The following is a 19,142-nucleotide window of genomic DNA, read 5'->3' as shown; positions in this document are numbered from 1 at the left end:
GGTTAAAAAATATTGCTCAATACAATATAGCTGATCGCTGATAGACCAGCAGCGACTGGCAAGGTGATGACCCATGCCAAACCGATTGGTTTCATGAGCGCCCAATTGGTGTCTTTATTGACCATACCAATACCCAATACAGCCCCAACCAATGTATGCGTACTTGATACAGGTAGACCCATCGTTGATGCGCCCATAACGACCGCAGCAGCGGCCAGCTCAGCTGAGAATCCAGAAGCTGGATGCATCTTCGCTAGATTGGTACCGACAGTTTGAATCACTTCTTTACCGATGAACCAAAGACCAACAATCAGCGCCACACCAAAAGTCAGCATGACAGCAGGTGGTACAGCCGCTTCGGTCGAGATGCTATTAGTACGAATGACATCCATAATCGCAGCAAAAGGACCAACTGCGTTGGCAATATCGTTTGAACCATGACTAAAAGCAAATGCTGACGCGGTAAAGACCTGCATCCAGCTAAACATAATAAAGGTGGCTTTGGTCAGATCTTCTTTGTGCTTGCCGCGGATACTCTTGGTATAAATGTAGGTTGCAAGCCAAACGAGGGCTGAAATCATCCCCATGATTAAAAAGCCTTGCAACGTCGTCATACCGTTATTGACGTTTTTTAGACCTTTAAAGACAACCAGTGAGGCCATAACTGCACCGCCTATAGCCGCAATCGTAGGCACCCATTGCTTGAGCGCTTTTAGCGTATCAAGGCTGCTGCGCTCATTCTCAATCTCATACAGCTCTTTGTAATAGTCGGTCTCTAAATCTTCAACAACACAGTCATCGTCTTTATAAATTTCCTGATCTCGTAACATCGCTGACGTGTAAGCTAACTGCTCTGACTCGGTTAGACCATCCAAAAACTCTTTATGGTTTTGCTTTAATACTTTTTTATTGGCTTTTAGCTCACCAATATGTGCTTCTGTTCTATCGTTATATTCAATGATATTTTTCTTTATTTGTCCGTATAGCAGATAAGACAAAACGCCACCTAATAACGGTGATAGTACCCAAGAGATAGCGATGGTGCCAATCTTGCTCCAACTTACCGTTGATAACGCCATTTCAGTACCACCTAACGTGATACCCAATACAATGGAGCTACCAACCACGCCGCCAATAATCGCGTGTGTGGTCGACACTGGCAGACCTTTTTTGGTGGCAAATAACAACCAAAATGCAGCCGCAATCAGCGCTGAAAGCATGACATAAATAAACTGGTTGGGCTCGACTGAGAGACCATCTAAATCGACAATACCGCTTCGGATAGTATCGGTTACTTCACCACCTGCCAGTACGGCGCCCGACACCTCAAATATCGCTGCGATACCCAATGCTTGCGGGATAGTCAATGTCCCTGCACCCACTGAAGTACCAAAGGAGTTGGCGACATCGTTACCACCGATATTGAATGCCATAAAGACACCAAACGCGGTCGCTACAATAAACAGCGTCGTTTGCTGACGCATGGTGTAATCTAAACCCCACCACAAAAAGTAGATGGTCATCGCAATCAATAAAATGGCAAAAAATAGATTTACTTTCGTAGAGCCGACTGATTGGGTTGGCTCTGTAGAACTGTTGCTAATACCCATACGTTGATACGTCCTGCGTAAGCTGATTGAAATTATATGCGATTAGTAACATTGCGCAGCTATACATGTGAGTTTTAAGATCACACAACAAAGTAGCATGATGATAAATGCGCAACGTGATTTTTAAACGATGAATGCTAAACAATAATGTTTAGCGGATTTTGCTGCCGTATCTGAGAATCATTCATCTATGCTTGATTCAGGGCGTTGATACGCTTCTCTGTAAAAACACATCACATATCAAAAAGCCGCAAAGTATATTGCCCAATCATTTGATTACAGCATCTTGCGGCTTATCTTTCTGGTAATGTTACGGTTTTTATCAGTACAGTTTTGATCAATACAGTGTTTATCAATACTTAGATACGGCGATAATGTCTTTTAAATATCTGTACCCATCATAAGATATGCATCTGTCAGCACATTTTATGACAGGGTAAAGACAATTGCGGCCCTATTATATTAAATATAATCACATAATGCATAATGATATTGCAAGATTTGTAACTGTGAGCGTGTCCACAGAATTCATCCTTTACCAATGACAGATTAGATTTCGTATGTTTCCCTAAGCAAAATTGGAAAAAGATGGTTTCTTAAAAGTATAAATAACTGGCAAATCTTAGTTTTTTTGATAGCTATCTGCCATCAGATGCTTCCGATAGCTGCTGTATAGCATGATCTAAGACGTCTAAACGCGCTTGTCGCTTTTCATTGGTCGCGATAATACACCATGGCGCTGTTTTTGTATCGGTGCGTGCCAACATATCTGCTGCAGATTGCACGTAATCTGACCATTTATCACGATTGCGCCAGTCATCATCAGTGAGTTTGAATTGCTTGTGCGGTGTATCTTGGCGGGCTTCGAATCGTTTTAGCTGCTCTTTTTTATCAATAGCTAACCAACATTTGATGACCAGTGTCCCAGCCTCCACTAAGTCTGATTCAAAACGATTGATTTCATCATAGGCACGCTGCCACTCCTCATCGGTGGCAAAACCTTCAATACGTTCAACCAGCACGCGGCCATACCAAGTGCGATCGAAGATAGCGATACGGCTAACATGGTTCGTTTGCTCATTAGGTAACTTTGTCCAAAAGCGCCATAAATAAGGGTGCTGAGTCTCGTATAACATCGGTGCGCCGATATTGTAAATTTGATACTCACGTGGATCGAGTGCGGCAACTAACCTTTTAATTGCGCCTCCTTTCCCAGCCGCGTCCATGCCTTCAAAGGCAAAGACAACATGACGACCTTGACGCGCCCGTAGTAACTCAGCAAGACGTGTTTGCTTCTCTACCAAAGCATCATTATATTCAGACTTACTGATCTTTGAATCATCAATATTGGTCAAGCTTTTCGGTATCTTTACTGGTTCAAACGGCGCCTGTTCAACTTTTAGTTTGGATTTTTTTGTCTTGGACGGTGGTTTTTTTTCTGTAGATTCGGTTGTACTGGTACGACTACTGACGAGCGCCATTTGCATCGCATGTAGGACTTCATGACAAAAATTATCAGCCGCTGCCGATTTATCATCACCATCAATGATGATCCAGTCATCTTGTTGACTTAAAAGAGTGGCTGCAACCTCGTTAAATTTTTCGATCACTTTTTTGCTGTTCCAGTCAATTTGATACAAAAACTGCGGATCAGCTTCACTATCTTGTAGACGGCTATGCAGTGTTTCCATATCCACATGGAACCAGCATTTCAGTAGTCTAGTGTGGTTGGCTACAAGGTCCTGCTCAAATGCTTTGAGCTCAGCTAACTGCTGCTGTAAATAGGCTTGCCATTTCGCAATAGGCAGCGCATTTTTATCGATATGTTTTTTATTTTCAGTATTTGATGTTGCTATGCGCATGACGTTGTATAACAAGTCAGCATACCAATTACCAAAATAAACCATCACATCGCCATGGCGCGGCATCGCGCCGGTATGAACTTGCCAAATAGGCTGATAGCTTAGCGGCGCATGACCAACGGTTGCCTCAACTTTAAGCAATCTTGGATCGACCCATTGCCTCAATTGCTTAACGGCAGTACCCTTGCCTGCCTGCTCCATCCCATTGACAAGTACCAGCAGCCCCGTTGGTTTATTAAGGGTTGGCGGTGTCTGTTGCCGGGTGGCTCTTAGCGCATACTGCGCCGTAACCAAGGCGAGCCTAAGTGCATCCTTGTCCATAGAAAACTGACTCAAAGGATTGGGCGTCAGGCGCTCCTCGACGACTTGCTCACTAAACTGCGAACTGACCGCTTGTGGTGCCTCTGGTTCAGTAGTATCATTTTTCTGGGACATGATTGGGCTCACTTTTATTGTTATTGAATGATATTGTTATTACACTGCTTTGCCATTGAATAATATTAGATACTCTGGCTTGGCAGACTCTTTTTGACATCGCATTTCATGCTAGAGTGATTTCATCAAAAATCTTGACGCTATTTCATCATAGCATTGTGCTAATCGAGTAAATAATATTGCTATGTAACAGTTTGACATTTGTATTCTCATTTATTTTCTTTTATGGTGAACACAATTTTTAATACTTGCTAAAATAGCCATTCAAAAGCTTACGCGGTTAAATAACCACAATAACGCTGCCTCAAATTTTCAATATTATCTATTTTTATTATAGGATTCACTGCCATGACCGCTTTAGCCGACTTGCAACAGCATTTGACACGTTTTTGGGCTCTGCCTCACCATGAAAATGACGTATTGAGAGCCAAGCTCAACGAAGTACAAACATGGCAACAAGTACGTATCCGTCATACCCATCGTGCACTATTTGAACAACCCAAAAACCAGCTAATGGCAGATTACTTTTTAACGAAACTATATGGTGGTGATGAGTTCGAGATACTAGCAAAACAACTGGCCCGTATCCTGCCAAAAGCCAAAAAACTAGAACGTCTTGCCAAAGAGTCTGCATTAGAAGCTGGTAGCATGGGTATTCAAGCAGCAATTTTGGCCATTGAGCTGGATCTACATTTGGCTGAGTGGCTACTCGATCAAAACTTGCCAGTGAACGCAGACAATATGCTAGCTGCCTACCGTGCGGTTGATGAAGAAGCTGAACGCCGAGTACAGATTGCTAACCTAAAAGACGTTTGTTACCGCACTGACAAACACTTAAATACCTTTATGCTCAAAAAGGCTTTTGCATTGGCAAAAGGTGCTGCTTATCGCAGCAATTACCAGCCACTTTATGATTTCATCGACGCAGGCTTCAAAGCTATGAAGCCTTTAAGTAGCGTAAGCAGTTTTATTGAACCATTTTGTGAACGTGAACTGCTCATTGTTGATGAAGTACATAATGACGGTAAGCCAGTAGGGTTTGGTGTATCATAGAATCAATACGCTAAATAGCTAATTAATTCTTGTCATATCTCAGGCTGTACATAGTCTAATAAAAACAAACCTTAGGATAATGTAATGACCGACACTTCAAGTAATAACAACGCTCATTTGCAAGAAAAATTGGTAAAAGACAGTATCGATCATAACCAAAAGATCAGCGCGCAAATATTACGCGCGCAGACAGCTGCATCTAATAAAGATGATAGCAATAATGACTTTACTAAAGTCCAAGACCTACCAACTGGAACGCCACAAGGCCAACAAACGACTATGCCAAACACCGAAAAACCAACCAGCACGGATACTTCAGTACGCACAGAAAGGCAAGCGCTCTTCAATCAGCGTGATGATATCAATAACCCACATACGCCTGAAACTGATGGCAATGAGCAAACCCACTTTGGCTATAAGACGGTCAACAAAGCCGAAAAACAAGCACGTGTGGCTGATGTATTCACTTCTGTCGCAAAAAAATACGACATCATGAATGATCTCATGTCATTTGGTATTCATCGTCTATGGAAGCGCTACGCCATTAGCCTATCAGGTGTTCGTGCCGGTCAGCATGTACTAGATATCGCGGGCGGTACAGGCGACTTAGCCAAAGTATTCAGCCGTGAAGTCGGTAGAAATGGCCATGTTGTATTATCTGATATCAATGCTGCCATGCTAGAAGTGGGCCGCGAGCGCTTAATCAATGCTGGCTGCAATAACGTTGATTTTGTGCTGGCAAATGCGGAGACCTTGGCACCATTTGATGATGAAAGCTTTGATTTGGTCACCATCAGCTTTGGTTTACGTAATGTCACCGACAAAGATGCAGCACTGCGTGCGATGTACCGTGTCCTAAAGCCGGGTGGTCGCTTATTGATTTTAGAATTCTCAAAACCCGTGTTTGAGCCATTATCTAAAGCGTATGACTTGTATTCATTTACTGCACTGCCAGTGATGGGCAAACTGATTGCTAATGATTCTGAAAGCTATCAATATTTGGCTGAGTCGATTCGTATGCATCCTGATCAGCAAACGCTCAAACAGATGATGCAACAAGCAGGATTTGAAAACTGTGATTATCATAACCTGACTGCTGGCATTGTCGCTGTACATCGTGGTTTTAAAGCATAAAGTACAATTAGCAATGACCATATTGAACCCAATATACTATGCGCTGACTCAAAGGCGCTCACTTAATGATGCGAGAGCCTTATGCTGACTGTCTTACTATTGGCTGGTGCCGAAAAGCTGATTAATATTGCCATTGCTAGCGACGAGATTACCAAGGCAGGGTTAGCGCCGCTTGCTGGTAAAGTATTGCGTCTCAACATGGGCATGCCTGATATTGATTTGGACGTATTGTTCACTCATGAGCGGTTGCGTTTTGAGCCAGTTACGACAGACAGCGTATTTGAGCCAAGTGGTCAGATGAATGAGCGCCAAAAAGCCAGTATGGAGCGTGCCCGTTTCGGTCATAGCCGTCCGGACTGTACCATCACAGTCGATAATCCAGCGCAGCTACTCAATCTGATGCGCGGCGCGGAGGGTAACCTACCAATCGCGGGCGATTACAAAGTACTGATGCAGCTCAAACAGCTGGTGGCTGGCTTTGATCCTGATTTGGCTGGGCAGCTTGAGCCATTGATCGGCAAACCAATGGCTAGCCAATTACATCTTCTAATCTCTCAGCTTAAAGGCAGCTGGCGCCATAGTGCCAAACGCGCATTTGATGATGTCAGCGATTGGGCCAATGATGTGGCAGGCAATAGCGCGCCTGACCCTATTGATGTCGCTGAAGTAAACGATCTCAAACAGCAGATTCTAAAGTTGCGTGCTGATGTCGAACGTGAAGAGGCCAAGCTTGCGGCTATCAAAGAAGAGCAAGCACGTTTCCTTAACAATTCTTTTCATCAATAGTTTGTTTTACTAGTAGCGTATTTAATTCATGTTAAGTGAATACTATTGCTGATAGTACGTGCTTAGCATGAAACACAGCGCCTACCCTATTTTCGTTTTTGTCCAGAGTACCCAATCCCATGCTACTATCCCATCATGCCCGACTACGTGAGCTTTGGCGTATCGCCGCGATGTATCGTCTTGATACACACTTACCCCTTGAAGACGCGCCACAGCTACAACCATTAGCACGCCTAATTCGCACGCACCGTGCTGCGTGGGGTAAAAAGCACCAGCCAAATGCAATCAAGTACGCGCTTGAAGATATGGGTACGCTGTTTCTCAAATTAGGCCAACTGCTCTCAACGCGTCGAGACTTGGTACCGCCTGAGATCATCGCTCAATTAGTACAGCTACAGGATAAAGTTAAACCTTTCGACGCTGATATTGCTGTCGCTCAAATTCAACATCCAAAACATGGTCTCGGTCAGTCCGTCGATACATTGTTTGCACGATTTGATATTAAACCACTGGCAGCAGCCTCTATCGCCCAAGTCCATACTGCGGCCTTGCATGATGGGCGTGAAGTGGTGGTTAAAGTCGTGCGTCCCGATATTCGCACTGTGATTGTCTCTGATTTTGAGCTGCTACGAGAATTGGCAAGTTGGGCATCGGCTCGTATCGAAGCGGCGCGTGCTGTTCATATCATCGATATTGTCGAAGACTATCGACAAGTGATGCTAAATGAGCTGGACTTAACGCTTGAGGCTGACAATACTACTCAGATGCGCAATAACTTCTTGGGTTCAGCATTGATGTATGTGCCTGAAGTCTATGATGCTGCCAAAAACGTGATGGTCATGGAGCGTATCCAAGGGGTTCCTATCTCACAAGTCGAGGTGTTTGATCAGCTGGGTTATGACCGTGCCGCGCTGGCAGAAAAAGGCTTAACGATATTTTTTACCCAAGTTTTTCGCGATAATTTTTTTCATGCTGATATGCATCCGGGCAATGTGTTTGTTGAGACGCCGCCTGTCAAAACACTACATGCAGATATGGCAGCGGTTGATTTGGGTCATCAGCCCCGCTATATCGGGCTTGATTGCGCCATCATGGGTACCCTGTCAAAAGATGATCAGCTTATCGTGGCGCGGATGTTACTTGCGGTCATGAATAACAACTTTACCGCGGTCGTTGACATCGTTAGCCGTGCAGGTTGGATACCACCAAATGCTGATAAACATGCGCTGATGCGTGATATGAAACGCACTGTTGGCCCCATGCTACAAAAATCAATCAACGATATCGATTTTGCTGGTGTACTGATGCAGATTTTAGACATTGCCCGTCGCCATCATATGAGCATCCCGCCGCAGCTCATGCTTTTGCTCAAAACCTTGGTACATGTAGAGGGGCTCGGTCGTGACTTGTATCCTGATCTTGATATCTGGTCACTTGCCAAACCAATCCTAAGTAGCTGGATTAAAGAACAGTTAGACCCAATGCGTAACCTACAACAGTTGCGCCAACAATTACCTGAAATACTACTGTCTACCACTGATATTCCCAAGCTACTGGATCAAGGGCTACAAAGCCTTGCCTCACAAGGGTCACGGCAAGACAGCCAACTGCGTGAAATACAGCAAATTCGCGCTGATATGCTCAACGACCGTCGCCGCGACTGGTTGGCATTGGCAGGATTTGCTATTTTTATTGCGATCGCTACTCAAGTAGGCTGGTTTGCGCCTTTGTTTTATTTGTTAGCTATTATAGTGGTTGTGTGGCGTATCCTAGCTTAGTTAAAATAGAACAAATGCCTGTCATTAAAGTATATCAAATGGATATTGAATATGCTAATTTAATGCCAAATAGTCGCATTATCTATAGGGTTCATCATGTCATCACTACCATTGTCACAGACTCATAACACTATCAAACCAGACCATAGTAAGGCTATTACAGCCTTGCAGGAACGTTTTGGCAAACAACTGAGTGTGAATTCGACAGTGCGTGAACAGCATGGCCATACGATGACGTGGCTGACCAATCAGCCACCAGATGCAGTATTAACCGTACAGGACAAACAGGAAGTAGCAGCGGCGGTCGAGATTTGTAATCAGTATGAGATGCCAGTAATCGCATTTGGCATTGGTTCGTCTTTGGAAGGCCAACTCAATGCACCTTATGGCGGGTTATGCATAGACATGCACGCAATGGATGCCATTTTGCAGGTTCATAATGAAGATTTGACCGTTACCGTGCAGCCTGGCGTGACGCGTGAGCAACTAAACCATTATCTGCGCGATACAGGGCTGTTTTTTCCGATAGACCCCGGCGCTAATGCCAGTATCGGTGGCATGGTCGCCACTCGCGCCTCAGGTACTAATGCGGTGCGTTATGGCACTATGAAAGATGTGGTACTCGCACTAGAAGTAGTGACCGCAAGTGGCGATATCGTACGAACAGGCACGCGAGCCAAAAAATCGGCGGCAGGCTATGATCTGACGCGCTTGATGATAGGCTCGGAAGGGACACTGGGAATTGTCACTGAAATCACACTGAAACTGTTTGGCATTAGCGAGTGCATAGGCAGTGGCATTTGTCATTTTTCGACCATTGAAGATGCTTGTCAGGCAGTGATGCTGACTATTCAGATGTGCTTACCTATTGCTCGTATTGAACTACTTGACGCGATGCAAATCAAAGCATGCAATCAATATGACAACCTCAGTCTAACCGAGACACCAACGTTATTTGTCGAATTTCATGGCACAGACGCGAGTGTTGCTGAGCAAGCCAAGCTCTTTAACGATATCATCGAAGAATTTGGTGGGCATGATTTTGCTTGGGATACCAATGAGGTTGAGCGCAAGCGCCTTTGGCAAGCAAGGCACAATGCGTATCATGCCAGTTCTGCCCTGAGGCCTGAAGCCAGCGCGTTATCGACTGATGCCTGCGTGCCTATCTCACGATTAGCAGAATGCGTTAGCGCCACCGCAAAAGACATTGAAGGTGCTGGTATGATTGGTCCTATCGTCGGTCACGTTGGTGATGGAAATTTTCATGTTCTGTTATTGGTCGATACCAAAAATCCTGAAGAAGTTGCCATCGCTGAGGCAATTATCGGACGCCTAGCTACGCGCGCTATTGAGATGGATGGCACCTGTACGGGCGAACACGGTATTGGGCAAGGGAAACAGAAGTATATGCAGCAAGAGCATGGCAACGCCCTAATACTGATGCAAGCTGTCAAGTCAGCCCTTGATCCCAAAAATATTCTAAACCCTGGAAAAATATGGCCTGAGCCTTTATCTCCTTCCTAATGGTTTTATTAAAGCTATAGCCAAAAAAATCGCCTACTTTCAATCAAAAGTAGGCGATTTTTTAATATTTATCTTTATAGCATTTGATCAATTGCCATCTGTGTCAGTACTCGTCCACGAGCGGTACGCAGGACATATCCTTGTTGAATAAGATAAGGTTCAATCACGTCCTCTAACGTACCTCTATCCTCTGCCATTGCCGCTGCCACGGCTTCCACCCCAGCAGGACCACCATCGAAGCGCTCGTGTAATATCTCTATATAGCGCCTGTCTAGATGATCGAGACCACGTCTATCCACTGCCAACATGTCTAGCGCACTACCTGCAATCGCACCATTGATACTACCATCGCCTTTTACCTCAGCATAATCACGCACACGGCGTAACAGGCGGTTAGCAATCCTTGGTGTACCGCGTGCACGGCGAGCAATCTCAATAGCGCCATCCTCGCTCATAGGCACGCGCATTAAGCGCGCTGCTCGGCTTACAATTGTTGTGAGATCAGCAATATTATAAAATTCGAGTCGCTGTACGATACCAAAACGATCACGCAACGGTGAGGTCAATAGCCCTGCTCTGGTAGTTGCTGCCACCAATGTGAAAGGAGGTAGATCAAGCTTGATAGAACGTGCGGCAGGCCCTTCACCAATCATAATATCCAGCTGAAAATCTTCCATCGCTGGATAGAGTATTTCTTCAATAACCGAGCTCAAACGGTGAATCTCATCAATAAATAACACGTCACCCGCTTCTAGATTGGTCAGCATAGCGGCCAAATCCCCTGGACGTTCAAGCACAGGCCCTGAAGTAGAGCGCAGATTACCACCCATCTCCCGAGCAATAATATTGGCAAGGGTCGTCTTACCCAGTCCTGGGGGACCAAATATCAACGTGTGATCTAAGGCTTCATCACGGCCACGAGCCGCACCGATGAACACCTCCATTTGCTCACGCACCACTGGCTGACCAATATACTCAGCCAATAATGCTGGTCGGATATTAGCGTCAGGAGCGTCGTTCGCGCCTTCTAGCGGATTGATTAAGCGATCTTGCATCATAGAATTTATCATTATATTAAAAAATTAGGTAATAAATAGCATAACCAAACGCTACGCATAAGTCATGCAAAACCTCATTAAATAGGCGCCAAAACGAAAATAAGCGACACTTAATGTCGCTTATCTGTTGAATATACTATTTTGTTGTTATCGATAGATAACGTTGAAACGTGAGCTTAGAAACCAGACAACTGCTGTAATGTGGCTTTTAACAACCCCTGAGTGTCCGCAAAGGTGTCACCCTTACTTTTAGCTGCCTTTATGGCTAGCTGAGCCTCTTTTTCCTTGTAGCCCAAGCTAATCAGCGCCCCTTCTACTTCAGCAATGATACTGCCGTCGTGAGAAACGGCGGTTTGCTGAGGTGTTAGCTCAAACGAACCGCTATCCACTTCGATATTTTTTAGCTTATCTTTTAGCTCAATCAATAAGCGCTGTGCTGTTTTTTTACCAATGCCCGGTATGCGCGTCAATGCTGTCTCTGACTCTTGCTCAACATGCATTTTTAGCTCAGCCGCTGACATTGCAGATAGCATTGCCAATGCCATTTTTGCGCCAACGCCATTGATCTTAATCAATTGGCGAAAGACATCGCGCTCTTTACGATCAATAAAACCATAAAGCAGTTGCGCATCTTCACGTACATGAAAATGTGTCCAAATACTCGCCTGCTCATTAAGGTGCAATTGACAAAATGACGGCAATGGCAGCTCGATATCATAACCCACACCAGAGGTTGTCATGATACAGGCTGTTGGCGCCATTAAATATTGCACCTGTCCGGTAATCAATCCAATCATCACTCACCTCTGTCGGTTATTATAAAGTTAAATCCGCTGCCATTCATTATGCAAGACCACCTTTCGCTAGCATAGTCTATTGCTTATATACGCTTAGCCTTACTGATAAAAATCGACCATGCCTTCGAGGCTAATTGGACGGATTTTATGAGCTTGACCAGCAGAACCAAACGCTTCAAAACGATTGGTGCAGATATCTGACATCGCGACCATAGACGCTTTGAAGTATTTACGTGGATCAAACTCGCTTGGATTATTTGCCAAGAACTCACGGATAGCGCCTGTTGATGCTAGACGCAGATCGGTATCGATATTTACTTTACGCACACCATGCTTGATCGCTTCAACGATCTGCTCAACAGGCACACCATAAGTTTCGCCAATATCACCGCCGTTTTCATTGATGACTTTTAGCCACTCTTGCGGCACTGATGAAGAGCCATGCATGACAAGATGCGTGTTAGGAATACGGGCATGAATCTCTTTCATTCGCTCAATTGACAAAATATCGCCTGTCGGTGGACGCGTGAATTTGTAAGCGCCATGGCTCGTACCAATAGCAATTGCTAGCGCATCAACATTAGTGTCTTTGACAAATTGCTCAGCTTCATCAGCACTGGTCAAAAGCTGCTCGTGATCTAATACGCCTTCTGCGCCAGAACCATCTTCTTCGCCTGCCATACCGGTCTCAAGGCTACCTAGGCAACCGATTTCGCCTTCTACAGACACACCGCACGCGTGTGCCATTTTGACCACTTCGCGCGTGACGCTGGCATTGTAATCATAATCCATCGGCGTTTTGCCATCTTCACCAAGTGAGCCGTCCATCATGACAGATGAGAAACCAAGCTGAATCGAGCGCTGGCAGATAGCTGGTGACATACCGTGATCTTGATGCATAACCACTGGAATATGTGGCCATTCTTCGATAGCAGCAATAATCAAATGACGCAAAAATGCCGACCCTGCATAATTACGTGCGCCCGCACTGGCTTGAACAATAACAGGCGAATCACAAGCATCCGCAGCCATCATGATTGCGCGCATTTGCTCTAAGTTATTGACGTTAAAGGCAGGAACACCGTAGTTGTGTTCAGCGGCATGATCTAGAAGTTGACGTAAGGATATTAGGGCCATAAGACGCTCTCTGATTGGATTTTGAATAGTATTTTAAATGCAGCTTTGTAACAACCATTCCGCTATCTGTTAGACCTTACTGACTGTATATACATCAGTCAAAATCTGACTCATTTGGGATATGGTTATCACGCGGTGATTATAGCAAAAATTGTGCTGTCTTCGTAGCGGTTGCCTGACTATTTGTCAGTCTAACCAGTCTCTTTCTCTTATTGGTGTCTACAACAACTGAACCATCTTATCTCTTATACTCATAGCATAGAACGCAAAAAGCCTTGGCAATCACCAAGGCTTTTTTAATATTTCGAGGCTTATAAAGCAATGGCTATTATAATGAATGACTTACAATGTAAAGCATTCAAAAATTTCAGCCATTATATCGCATAGTTATTGCGTAGCTTAGTACTGTTGCTCTGCATCAACTGCAACATCGTTAGCACCATCAGCAACAGCATTGGCACCGTCAGCAACTGCTTCAGCAGTATTTTCAACTGCTGTATTAGTACCTTCAGCGATAGCATCACCAGTGTTTTCTAGAGCGTCTGTTGCAGCTGCACCAGCAGTGTCTGCACTTTCAGCAACTTCAGCACCAGCGTTTTGAGCAGCAGCTTCAGCTTCAGCAGCAGCAGCATCCGTTTCAGCAGCAGCGGCATCAGCATTTGCAGCAGCATCATCGCCAGCTGATTCAACAGCAGCTTCAGTGTTCTCTTCTGTTTGTTGGCTACATGCAGTAACTGCAAAAGTACCAGCAAGTATGCTAGCAAGTAACAAATGACGTTTTAACATAATAAACCTCTCGTAAATAATGCATGTCAAGATACATGGTCGCGCTATTTTATAGAGTACGAATGAGACATGCAATAATAATTTTCAGTGTAGAAACAAATAATTACTGCTTAATAATCAATGACTATAGATTTTAGCTATACTAATATAAATAAGCAAAATGAAAGTCAAAATATTATTTTCACAGACTACCTTAGATGTTTACTATTAGTTGTACGTCTAGTGTTACGAAAATACTGAGTAACGTTAATTAGTTAAGCGTTAATTTGTAACGCAGCAACTGCTGGGAGCACTTTACCTTCTACAAATTCTAAAAATGCACCGCCGCCTGTTGACATATAACTGACGCCATCAGCGACTTGATATTTATCAATAGCAGCCAAGGTATCACCGCCACCCGCAATTGAAAAACCGTCACTGTCTCTTACAGCTGTTGCCAGTATTTGTGTCCCTTGACCAAAAGCATCAACTTCAAAAACACCCACTGGGCCATTCCACAAGATCGTTTTTGCACGAATAATGGCATCGGCAAGTTGCTTTGCGCTTTGTGGCGCGATATCCAATATCATGTCATTTTCGCCAATGGCATCAACAGATTTGATTGTCGCAACTGCCTTTTGCAATGAACCAGTAAAGTCAGCAAAATCGATGTCGTCTTTATCAGCAACAACCACATACTCAGGCAGTAATATCTCAGTCTTGGTCATGATATCGCGCGCAGTATCGATCAAATCTGCTTCGTACAGCGACGCGCCCACACTATGTCCCTGTGCCGCTAAGAAAGTATTGGCAATACCGCCACCCACGATAATCTGTGTACAGACTTCAGCCAAGCTATGTAAAACTTCTAACTTGGTAGACACTTTTGAGCCGCCAACGATGGCAAGCATAGGCTGGGCTGGTGTTTCAAGCGCCAGGCTCAAGGCATCAAGCTCAGCTGCCAACAAAGGCCCTGCACAAACAGTTTTGTCTGCTTGACGCATCGCTTGCGTCACGCCTTCTGTTGATGCTTGCGCACGGTGCGCGGTACCAAATGCATCCATGACAAACACATCACATAAATCCGCGTATTTTTTTGCTAACGTCGCATCATTTTTCTTTTCACCATCGTTAAAGCGCACATTCTCTAGTAGTACGACTTCGCCAGATTTTACAGCAGCGCCTTGAGTCAGGTAATCATTATTCAGGCGCACTGGTGACGCTAATTGCGAGCCCAATTTGTCTGTCAAATAATCAGCAACTGGTGCCAATGAATAAATAGATTCAGGATTACCTTCTGTTGGGCGTCCCAGATGTGAACAAACAATAACAGCGGCACCCTTCTCTAGCGCCATCTCAATAGTAGGTAGACTTGCTTGTAAGCGAGCATCACTTGTGACTTTACCATCTTTAATAGGGACATTTAAATCTTCTCGGATCAATACCACTTTATCGGTTAAGTTCAGCTCGCTCATACGCAAAAAATTCATTACCTGCTCCTATGCATCAATATATCTATTAATTTACGATTACTATCATGATTGATATGACTAATAATTTTTTAACCATCATCTACTATATATGCTCTAACAATGAGCCTTATTAGACTGCACACTTGCTATCTTTATATGTCTTCATCACTGAGTCTTTATACTAACTATCACACCAAGTTACTGGAACAGATAAGTGAGTAGAAATCAGTGGCGGTGTATTCTATCAGTTTTCTATGAGATGCTCACAAGCAAACTTTCACGATTTTTAAAAACATGAAAATATTGAGTGGGTAATTTTACTCCAGCATTGATAGGAAACGGTTGTAACTGCTAGCTTTGAACTCATTCAATAAACAGTAACATTTCGTGGTGGTACTCAGCAGTCAGGCTCTTTATGATAGAAGCGTTGACAATAACAATAACTTTTTAGGAGAACACAATGAGTATCGACTTAGACACTGCCAAGCAAAATCTATTAAAACTAAAAGATGAGTACGAGTCTCGCATTGACAAAATCGAAGATCATATCCAAAACCCACAAGATGATCTCAATGAGCACTGGGAAGATCAGGCTATATCCTATCGTCAAAACGATATGCGCAAGAATTTAATGAGCGAAGCGCGTCAGAGCCTAATCTATGTCGAAAATGCCTTAAGTCGTATCGAGAATGGTACTTATGGCGAGTGCGAAGTCTGCGGTGAGCCAATCGAAGAGCAACGTTTAGAAGCGCTGCCCTATGCTACTTTGTGTATGGAACATGCTGAATAGCTAATAAATCCTATCTAAAACACATTTTATACAGCAGGTGTTTTCCATTTAGAAAATGCCTGCTGCCATTGATAGCAACGTTCGGCGATTTTTTCTACAGGCAAATCCATAATATCGCCTACTACCGCCACAAGCGCAATTGGTATGCCTGCCAGCTCTAAAATATTTTCTGCAGTTAATCCGCCTATCACACATATAGGTATGTCTTGTTGACAGCCTTCAATCAGCTTCTGACGCGAGATAATGTCAGCATTCGGTTTTGTGGTAGATGCAAATATGGCGCCCATCGCAGCATAACTTGCGCCATTATCCTTTGCCTCTTTAACCAAAGAAATATTCCCATGGCAGGTTCGACCAATTATTTGAGTCGATTCAAGAGACTGCAAAGCATCACCAATTTTGCCATCTCCTTGCCCAAGGTGTACACCAATACCAAGCTTGGCTGCTAGTGCGATATCATCATTCATAACGACTGGAACATTATGCGCTTCGGCCAGCTTAACAATCTGTTTGGCTTCCTCATAAAGCGTTATATGACCATCTGGCAGACTAAGCGTTTGCTTGCGCCGAATCTGCAATAATGCGATTAGCCCTGTTGATAAGGCAGCATCTAACTTTTGGTATAACAATTCAAATTCATCATCATTGGTCAGCAAATATAGCTTGGGTATTGCAGATGAAGTTGATGACTGGTTCATAGGGCAGATCCTTAATCTTAAACTCAACACAATAAAAAGGCTGTTATATGATATAACAGCCTTTTTTATACATTTAAAACAGCGTGTCTATACGGTACGACGTGTCGCCAAGCTGTTTAGAATGTTTTTAGCATCGCCCCAACGTGTTGCTGAGCTGTTTGCCCCTAGGATAACGATAATTGCAGGACGATTGTTAACTCGCGTTTCCATCACAACGCAGCGCCCAGCTTCATTGATAAAACCTGTTTTTGAGATACCGATTGGGTAATCACCTGCACGAACCAAGCTACTAGTGTTGTTGGCTTTATAAGTGCGGTTACCACTTGAGTAGTTTGAAACAAAGAAGTCATAGCTTTTGGTGGTAGAGAAGCGACGAATCACATCGTAGTTACCAGCAGCACGAACCATTTTTACCAAATCATTCGATGAAGCGACGTTACGCTTGTCAAGACCCGTTGGATCACCGAAAAACGCAGTAGTCATACCAAGATCTTGTGCTTTTCTATTCATCGCACGGATAAAGGCATTGTAGCCGCCCGGATAGTTACGTGCCAAGCTCTTTGCCGCTGGGTTTTCAGACTTCATCAAAGCCATCAATAGTATTTCAGCACGGTTCATGCGATCGCCTGATTTTAGGCGTGAGCTTGCACGCTTGGGACCGACAAAGTCTTCTGGATCAAGCGTGATTTCTTCACGCATATCAAGACCTGCATCTAGCACAACCATGGCTGTCATTATTTTGGTAATGCTAGCCATAGGACGTGCAATATCGGCGTCTTTTTCGTAGATAGATTCGCCTGTTTCAGCATCAATCACGGCAACACTGCGCGAGTCCGTACTGATTGGGATCATGTCACTGCTACCAAATGCACCGCGATAAGTTGTGTTATAACGCACACTATTGGTATTGTTACTGCTAGCAAAACTGTTGCTATTCGTGATATTGGTCGTACCATAGCCGTTGTCGACTTTTTTGATAGCAGAGCCATTAGACTTGTACATGATGTTACGCGCTTCAGACAAACTATCCGCACCGCCCCAACTCAAGCGTGCACTAGAAGCTGTCTCAGTGCTACCATTAATCGTAAGTGCGGCTTGTGCAACACTGCCCAAACTCAATGAAATCATAGCAGCGATCAATTGCTGTTTGGTTAATGGTAGTTGCTTCATTATGCCTCCTGCTGTCGCTATCACGCCAGTTACATACTGCCTGACGCCAAGAACGTACGTAGCGTTTATAGATGTGTTTGTAAGTACTCACATAGAGCTTTTGTATTTTTAGTGTATCATGGTTTACATTTAAGTTTAATCTATCAAACTGATTTAATGGTTTTTTTTAGCTTCATTCAAACTTTGATACAACTGATTTATATTTTAGAAACACTGATTAACAATACAGCAATATAACTTAACTTAGAATGTTATGATTCTTTGTACTTTATTATATTAAATGAAGATATTGATACAGCATATTAGTCGTATCCTATGTATTTAGAATCAAAAAATGGCTCATGTTAACTTTGTTTTTTCTGTTATTTAACCCTTATAAAAACATTCATTCTGACAAACGATAAAGAGTATGGTTATGATTAAAGTGTTGGTGGTCGATGATCATGATTTGGTACGGATGGGTATTAGCCGTATGTTGTCAGACAGCCCCGATATCGAAGTAGTGGGCGAAGCAGATAGCGGTGATATGGCAATCAAGCAGGCCAAGCAGTTACGTCCTGACGTGGTATTGCTAGATGTCAACATGCCTAATATTGGTGGTCTTGAAGCGACCAAACGCTTGATTCAGCTCGATATGGGTATCAAGATTTTAGCGGTTAGTAGTATGTCTGCACAGCCCTACCCCTCAATGCTCATCAAAGCTGGTGTCAATGGTTATATCACAAAAGGTACACCACTTGATGAGATGATACGCGCGGTCAAAAAAATCTATCAAGGTGGTCGTTATTTTAGCCAAGACGTTGCTGAACAATTGGCGGACGTCTTGTTGTCTGACAATGCCAACTCGCCTTTTGATTTGTTAAGTGATAGAGAAAAGCAAGTGGCTATGATGGTGGTCAATTGCCAAAGCCCTCAGCAGATTGCTGACCAATTATTTGTCAGCGTCAAAACCATCAATACCTATCGCTACCGTATTTACGAAAAAGTTGGCGTTGATAGTGATGTAAAATTAACGCATTTGGCCATTCGCCATGGTTTGATTCAACCATAAGTTGCTTAGTATCTCATTTGTC

16 protein-coding genes are annotated in these 19,142 nt (G+C 43.8%); 7 read left to right on the top strand and 9 right to left on the bottom strand.

The genetic code is table 11. The features are described 5' to 3' along the window. Window positions 1–2: 2 nt before the first annotated feature. Window positions 3–1,610 (bottom strand): inorganic phosphate transporter, encoded by a 1,608-nt coding sequence (locus tag QO189_RS08490; RefSeq protein WP_371532390.1) that lies wholly within the window; start codon window positions 1,608–1,610, stop codon window positions 3–5. A 638-nt stretch (window positions 1,611–2,248) separates the two neighbouring features. After that, complete coding sequence (locus QO189_RS08485) at window positions 2,249–3,907, bottom strand: ATPase (RefSeq protein ID WP_371532389.1); 1,659 nt, start codon at window positions 3,905–3,907, stop codon at window positions 2,249–2,251. Window positions 3,908–4,255: 348 nt separating this feature from the next. Between QO189_RS08485 and QO189_RS08480 the strand changes: the two genes are divergently transcribed. The 5 genes from QO189_RS08480 to QO189_RS08460 all read left to right on the top strand — a co-directional run bounded on the left by QO189_RS08480 (window position 4,256) and on the right by QO189_RS08460 (window position 10,182). Beyond that, window positions 4,256–4,960, top strand: a complete 705-nt coding sequence (locus QO189_RS08480) for a hypothetical protein (RefSeq protein WP_371532388.1) — start codon at window positions 4,256–4,258, stop codon at window positions 4,958–4,960. A gap of 84 nt (window positions 4,961–5,044) precedes the next feature. Beyond that, window positions 5,045–6,094, top strand: coding sequence for a bifunctional demethylmenaquinone methyltransferase/2-methoxy-6-polyprenyl-1,4-benzoquinol methylase UbiE (gene ubiE / locus QO189_RS08475; RefSeq protein ID WP_371532387.1), 1,050 nt, complete (start codon window positions 5,045–5,047; stop codon window positions 6,092–6,094). Between the two features lie 81 nt (window positions 6,095–6,175). Beyond that, complete coding sequence (locus QO189_RS08470) at window positions 6,176–6,880, top strand: SCP2 domain-containing protein (RefSeq protein ID WP_371532386.1); 705 nt, start codon at window positions 6,176–6,178, stop codon at window positions 6,878–6,880. A 119-nt stretch (window positions 6,881–6,999) separates the two neighbouring features. After that, window positions 7,000–8,658, top strand: coding sequence for an ABC1 kinase family protein (locus QO189_RS08465; RefSeq protein ID WP_371532385.1), 1,659 nt, complete (start codon window positions 7,000–7,002; stop codon window positions 8,656–8,658). Between the two features lie 96 nt (window positions 8,659–8,754). Further along, window positions 8,755–10,182, top strand: coding sequence for an FAD-binding oxidoreductase (locus tag QO189_RS08460; protein WP_371532384.1), 1,428 nt, complete (start codon window positions 8,755–8,757; stop codon window positions 10,180–10,182). 74 nt (window positions 10,183–10,256) lie between these two features. Here the strand turns inward: QO189_RS08460 and ruvB are convergent, their stop codons facing one another. The 5 genes from ruvB to QO189_RS08435 form a co-directional block, all read right to left on the bottom strand. Continuing rightward, window positions 10,257–11,237, bottom strand: a complete 981-nt coding sequence (gene ruvB, locus QO189_RS08455) for a Holliday junction branch migration DNA helicase RuvB (protein ID WP_058025939.1) — start codon at window positions 11,235–11,237, stop codon at window positions 10,257–10,259. Between the two features lie 179 nt (window positions 11,238–11,416). After that, window positions 11,417–12,037, bottom strand: a complete 621-nt coding sequence (gene ruvA / locus QO189_RS08450) for a Holliday junction branch migration protein RuvA (protein WP_371532383.1) — start codon at window positions 12,035–12,037, stop codon at window positions 11,417–11,419. Between the two features lie 99 nt (window positions 12,038–12,136). Further along, on the bottom strand, window positions 12,137–13,174 hold the full coding sequence (fba, locus tag QO189_RS08445; RefSeq protein WP_371532382.1) for a class II fructose-bisphosphate aldolase: 1,038 nt from the start codon (window positions 13,172–13,174) through the stop codon (window positions 12,137–12,139). Window positions 13,175–13,573: 399 nt separating this feature from the next. Continuing rightward, entirely contained in the window at window positions 13,574–13,960 is a 387-nt protein-coding gene (locus tag QO189_RS08440; protein WP_058025900.1) for a hypothetical protein, read from the bottom strand. Window positions 13,961–14,214: 254 nt separating this feature from the next. After that, window positions 14,215–15,429, bottom strand: a complete 1,215-nt coding sequence (locus QO189_RS08435; protein ID WP_371532381.1) for a phosphoglycerate kinase — start codon at window positions 15,427–15,429, stop codon at window positions 14,215–14,217. A gap of 442 nt (window positions 15,430–15,871) precedes the next feature. Between QO189_RS08435 and QO189_RS08430 the strand changes: the two genes are divergently transcribed. After that, window positions 15,872–16,201: a TraR/DksA C4-type zinc finger protein gene (locus QO189_RS08430; RefSeq protein ID WP_058025902.1), complete on the top strand. Its 330-nt coding sequence runs from the start codon at window positions 15,872–15,874 to the stop codon at window positions 16,199–16,201. A gap of 26 nt (window positions 16,202–16,227) precedes the next feature. Here the strand turns inward: QO189_RS08430 and QO189_RS08425 are convergent, their stop codons facing one another. Next, window positions 16,228–16,899 carry a thiamine phosphate synthase gene (locus QO189_RS08425; protein ID WP_371532380.1) on the bottom strand — a complete coding sequence of 224 codons (672 nt, stop codon included), beginning with the start codon at window positions 16,897–16,899 and terminating at the stop codon, window positions 16,228–16,230. Window positions 16,900–16,986: 87 nt separating this feature from the next. Beyond that, window positions 16,987–18,069: a serine hydrolase gene (locus QO189_RS08420; RefSeq protein ID WP_371532379.1), complete on the bottom strand. Its 1,083-nt coding sequence runs from the start codon at window positions 18,067–18,069 to the stop codon at window positions 16,987–16,989. 415 nt (window positions 18,070–18,484) lie between these two features. Between QO189_RS08420 and QO189_RS08415 the strand changes: the two genes are divergently transcribed. Further along, window positions 18,485–19,120 (top strand): response regulator, encoded by a 636-nt coding sequence (locus tag QO189_RS08415; protein WP_371532378.1) that lies wholly within the window; start codon window positions 18,485–18,487, stop codon window positions 19,118–19,120. Window positions 19,121–19,142: the final 22 nt, after the last annotated feature.

The sequence above is a fragment of the Psychrobacter sp. Arc29 genome (assembly GCF_041431175.1).
GTDB lineage: Bacteria > Pseudomonadota > Gammaproteobacteria > Pseudomonadales > Moraxellaceae > Psychrobacter.
The sequence above is the reverse complement of the archived record's forward strand: the minus strand, read 5'-3'. Positions and strand labels throughout refer to the sequence as shown.

Bases quoted from the DNA above. Each gene is read 5' to 3' on its own strand.
- QO189_RS08490 (WP_371532390.1), bottom strand. From the start codon at position 1,610: ATGGGTATTAGCAACAGTTCTACAGAGCCAACCCAATCAGTCGGCTCT.
- QO189_RS08485 (WP_371532389.1), bottom strand. From the start codon at position 3,907: ATGTCCCAGAAAAATGATACTACTGAACCAGAGGCACCACAAGCGGTC.
- QO189_RS08480 (WP_371532388.1), top strand. From the start codon at position 4,256: ATGACCGCTTTAGCCGACTTGCAACAGCATTTGACACGTTTTTGGGCT.
- ubiE (WP_371532387.1), top strand. From the start codon at position 5,045: ATGACCGACACTTCAAGTAATAACAACGCTCATTTGCAAGAAAAATTG.
- QO189_RS08470 (WP_371532386.1), top strand. From the start codon at position 6,176: ATGCTGACTGTCTTACTATTGGCTGGTGCCGAAAAGCTGATTAATATT.
- QO189_RS08465 (WP_371532385.1), top strand. From the start codon at position 7,000: ATGCTACTATCCCATCATGCCCGACTACGTGAGCTTTGGCGTATCGCC.
- QO189_RS08460 (WP_371532384.1), top strand. From the start codon at position 8,755: ATGTCATCACTACCATTGTCACAGACTCATAACACTATCAAACCAGAC.
- ruvB (WP_058025939.1), bottom strand. From the start codon at position 11,237: ATGCAAGATCGCTTAATCAATCCGCTAGAAGGCGCGAACGACGCTCCT.
- ruvA (WP_371532383.1), bottom strand. From the start codon at position 12,037: ATGATTGGATTGATTACCGGACAGGTGCAATATTTAATGGCGCCAACA.
- fba (WP_371532382.1), bottom strand. From the start codon at position 13,174: ATGGCCCTAATATCCTTACGTCAACTTCTAGATCATGCCGCTGAACAC.
- QO189_RS08440 (WP_058025900.1), bottom strand. From the start codon at position 13,960: ATGTTAAAACGTCATTTGTTACTTGCTAGCATACTTGCTGGTACTTTT.
- QO189_RS08435 (WP_371532381.1), bottom strand. From the start codon at position 15,429: ATGAATTTTTTGCGTATGAGCGAGCTGAACTTAACCGATAAAGTGGTA.
- QO189_RS08430 (WP_058025902.1), top strand. From the start codon at position 15,872: ATGAGTATCGACTTAGACACTGCCAAGCAAAATCTATTAAAACTAAAA.
- QO189_RS08425 (WP_371532380.1), bottom strand. From the start codon at position 16,899: ATGAACCAGTCATCAACTTCATCTGCAATACCCAAGCTATATTTGCTG.
- QO189_RS08420 (WP_371532379.1), bottom strand. From the start codon at position 18,069: ATGAAGCAACTACCATTAACCAAACAGCAATTGATCGCTGCTATGATT.
- QO189_RS08415 (WP_371532378.1), top strand. From the start codon at position 18,485: ATGATTAAAGTGTTGGTGGTCGATGATCATGATTTGGTACGGATGGGT.